At 48.3% G+C, this 3,738-nt stretch carries 3 protein-coding genes; 1 reads left to right on the top strand and 2 read right to left on the bottom strand.

Annotation, left to right across the window (positions count from 1 at the left end; all coding sequences use genetic code 11):
* Nucleotides 1-140 precede the first annotated feature (140 nt).
* Nucleotides 141-1,067, bottom strand: a complete 927-nt coding sequence (locus IE054_RS16190; protein WP_189408158.1) for an electron transfer flavoprotein subunit alpha/FixB family protein — start codon at nucleotides 1,065-1,067, stop codon at nucleotides 141-143.
* A complete protein-coding gene (locus tag IE054_RS16185) occupies nucleotides 1,064-1,816 on the bottom strand; it encodes an electron transfer flavoprotein subunit beta/FixA family protein (RefSeq protein ID WP_189408157.1) in 753 nt (250 codons plus the stop codon). The genes IE054_RS16190 and IE054_RS16185 overlap by 4 nt, the downstream gene beginning before the upstream one ends.
* Before the next feature lie 333 nt (nucleotides 1,817-2,149).
* Here IE054_RS16185 and IE054_RS16180 point away from each other — a divergent pair.
* Nucleotides 2,150-3,738, top strand: a 1,589-nt coding sequence (locus IE054_RS16180) for an electron transfer flavoprotein-ubiquinone oxidoreductase (protein WP_189408258.1), incomplete at its 3' end; no start/stop codon positions are given.

Below are 3,738 nucleotides of genomic sequence, written 5' to 3'. Positions count from 1 at the left end.
TACTGAATGATAATGTGTGGGAAAACGACTGGCAGGCGGATAAATATATACCGTCGACCGTAAGCAATGACGATAATTCAGTGGTCACGCTTTAAACACAAGAAAGGCCGCATGACGCGGCCTTTTTCTTAACCTGGGTGTTACAGCTTACTTTCAAGCTCTGGCAGAGCCTCAAACAAGTCAGCGACCAGCCCGTAATCAGCCACCTGAAAAATAGGCGCTTCTTCATCCTTGTTGATAGCAACAATCACCTTGGAGTCCTTCATGCCAGCCAGGTGCTGGATGGCACCAGAAATACCCACCGCGATATATAACTGCGGAGCAACAATTTTACCGGTCTGACCAACCTGCATATCATTGGCTACAAAACCCGCATCAACCGCAGCTCGAGAAGCACCAATTGCAGCGCCAAGCTTGTCAGCAATACCTTCCAGCAACGAGAAGTTCTCGCCGTTTTGCATTCCCCGGCCGCCCGAGATAACAATATCAGCCGCCGTCAGTTCAGGGCGCTCAGACTCGGTCAGAGACTCGGTGACAAAGCTTGAACGCTCTGATGTTTTAACTACGTCCACAGCTTCAATATCTGCACTGCCGCTCTCATCAACAGCATCAAATGACGCGGCGCGCACCGTGACGACTTTCACCTTGTCAGCGGTCTGAACCGTTGCAATGGCATTACCTGCATAAATCGGCCGTATGAAAGTATCGTCCGATTCCACACCAATAATGTCGGAGATCTGCGCAACATCCAGCAGCGCTGCCACACGCGGCATAAAGTTTTTACCCGTGGTCGTTGCCCCGGCTACGATGTGTGTGTAGCCCCCTGCCATTTCAACTAGCAGGTCTGCCGTATTTTCAGCCAGCTGGTGACCGTAGGCCGCATTGTCTGCCACCAGGACTTTGGCCACGCCAGCAAGCTTAGCGGCCTGCTCAGCGATGCTCTGACAGTTTTCACCAGCCACCAGCAGATGCACATCATCGCCCATTTGCGTTGCTGCCTTGACGACTTTGGCTGTCTCCGGCTTAAGGTTTTCCGTGTCGTGTTCCGCGTATACCAGAATGCTCATGAAATCACCTTTGCTTCGTTCTTCAGTTTTTCGACCAGTTCATCGACATCTGCCACTTTAATACCACCCTGACGTTCTGGCGGCGGTGTCACTTTGAGCACCTTAACGTGTGACTCAAGTTCGACACCAAAGTCCGCAGCCGGCTTCACATCCAGTGGCTTACGCTTGGCTTTCATGATATTAGGCAGCGAGGCATAGCGAGGCTCATTAAGACGCAAATCTGTAGTGATAACTGCAGGCAACGTCAGTTCAACGGTTTGCAGACCACCATCAATTTCGCGGGTTACCTTCACTTTACCGTCATTGACCTCTACCTCAGAGGCGAAGGTGCCCTGTGGCATACCGGTCAGTGCGGCCAGCATTTGCCCGGTCTGGTTATTGTCAGAATCGATACTCTGCTTACCCAGAATCACCATTTCCGGAGATTCTTCTTCCACGACTTTCGCCAGTAACTTGGCAATTTGCAGAGACTCCAGAGCGTCTTCTGTTTCAACCTGAATGCCGCGATCTGCGCCCAGTGCCAGTGCTGTGCGGATCTGCTCCTGACAGCTCTTACTGCCGATAGAAACCACAACCACTTCGTCGGCCACGCCTTTTTCTTTTAATCGAACGGCTTCTTCTACCGCAATCTCACAAAAAGGATTAATTGCCATCTTAGCGTTGGTCAAATCAACGGCTGAACTGTCGGCCTTTACTTTCACTTTCACGTTGTAGTCGATCGTGCGTTTGACCGGTACGAGTATTTTCATAGTTACCTCAATCGTTAACACCACCGGTGAAGGTCTTCACCGCATGTGCTGAAATTCTCTACCAATACGTTTAAATGTCGCTGACGTATTACACCTTACGTAAAAAAGAGTAAACCAATCGTCATTGTTGTGCTTAACTCATGTTAACTACGATGTTAATACGAAGGTGACCTTACGTTAACGTAAACCTGAGCAGCAATGTACTTACTGTTGACGTTAACGTCAACCTGGATTACCTTTCTCAGCGACAAATAATTTACATGTTTTTGACACCTCGCATTATTTGTTTCATCAATAGTGCACTATAAAATGCAGATAAATAAGGAGCCTCCAGTGGAACGAGAATCGATGGAGTTTGACGTCGTCATCGTCGGAGCCGGTCCGGCCGGATTATCTACGGCCTGTAAACTCATGCAAATGGCCAGTGAAAAAGACCAGGAACTGATGGTATGTGTCGTGGAAAAAGGCTCTGAAGTCGGCGCACATATTTTAAGTGGTGCAGTGTTTGAGCCCAAAGCATTAAACGAACTTTTTCCTGACTGGAAAGAAAAAGGGGCGCCACTGAATACATCCGTGACTGGCGATGATATTTATCTGCTCAGCGATGAAAGTTCAGCAAAAAAACTGCCCAACGCTCTTACGCCAAAAACCATGCACAATGATGGTAACTATATCGTTTCGATGGGTAATGTCTGCCGCTGGCTGGCCGAGCAGGCTGAAGCGCTGGGTGTTGAGATTTTCCCGGGCTTTCCGGCATCAGAGGTCCTGTATAACGATGACGGCAGTGTTGCTGGTGTTGTGACTGGCGATATGGGTGTTTCGGCATCGGGGGAGCAAAAAGACGGGTACATGCCGGGCATGGAATTACGCGCAAAATACACCGTTTTTGCGGAAGGTTGCCGTGGTCACCTGGGTAAAGAACTTATCGAAAAGTTCGACCTGGACAAAGACGCGACACCGCAACATTACGCTATTGGTTTCAAAGAGATCTGGGACATCGATCCAGACAAACACCAGCCGGGACTGGTGGTGCACACAGCGGGCTGGCCTTTATCCGATGCAACGGGCGGCAGCTACCTTTATCATGCTGAAGATAATCAGGTGTTTGTCGGGCTGATTGTCGACCTGAATTATGACAATCCGCATTTAAGTCCTTTCGATGAATTCCAGCAATTAAAGCATCACCCGGTTATTAAACAATATCTGGAAGGCGGTAAACGGGTGAGTTATGGCGCCCGCGCTATCACCAAAGGCGGCTATAACTCACTGCCTAAAATGACATTCCCGGGCGGTTTAATTGTAGGCTGTAATGCCGGCACTCTGAATTTCGCCAAAATTAAAGGGAATCATACGGCCATGAAATCTGGCATGCTGGCCGCTGAATCTATTTTTGAGGCTCTGACAGAAAATGCTGATGCGCCTGAAAAAGAACTGCTTGATTTCACGAAGCGTTTTGAAGCTTCCTGGGCGTATGACGAGCTTTATCGTTCCAGAAACTTCGGCCCGGCAATTCATAAGTTTGGCAATTTCTGGGGGGGCGCGTTTAATACCCTTGAGCAAAATATTTTCGGCGGCAAGTTCTTTGTTAACCTCAAAGATGAGAAAAAAGACTACGCCACCATGAAAAAGGCTGACCAGGCTGAAAAAATAGACTACCCAAAACCGGATGGCGTTTTAAGTTTTGATAAAAACTCATCCGTTTTTATTTCAAATACCAACCACGAAGAAGATCAGCCCTGTCACCTCCAGCTAAAAGACAAGTCAATTCCAATCGACGTGAATTTACCGAAGTTTAATGAGCCGGCACAGCGATACTGTCCAGCTGGTGTTTATGAAGTGATTGAAGAAGAGGGTGAAAAGCGTTTCCAGATAAATGCACAGAATTGTGTTCACTGTAAAACCTGCGATATTAAGGATCCGTC

It is taken from the genome of Alteromonas halophila (assembly GCF_014651815.1).
GTDB lineage: Bacteria > Pseudomonadota > Gammaproteobacteria > Enterobacterales > Alteromonadaceae > Alteromonas > Alteromonas halophila.
Note: the sequence above shows the minus strand (reverse complement) of the source record. Positions and strands in the feature narration are given on the sequence as shown.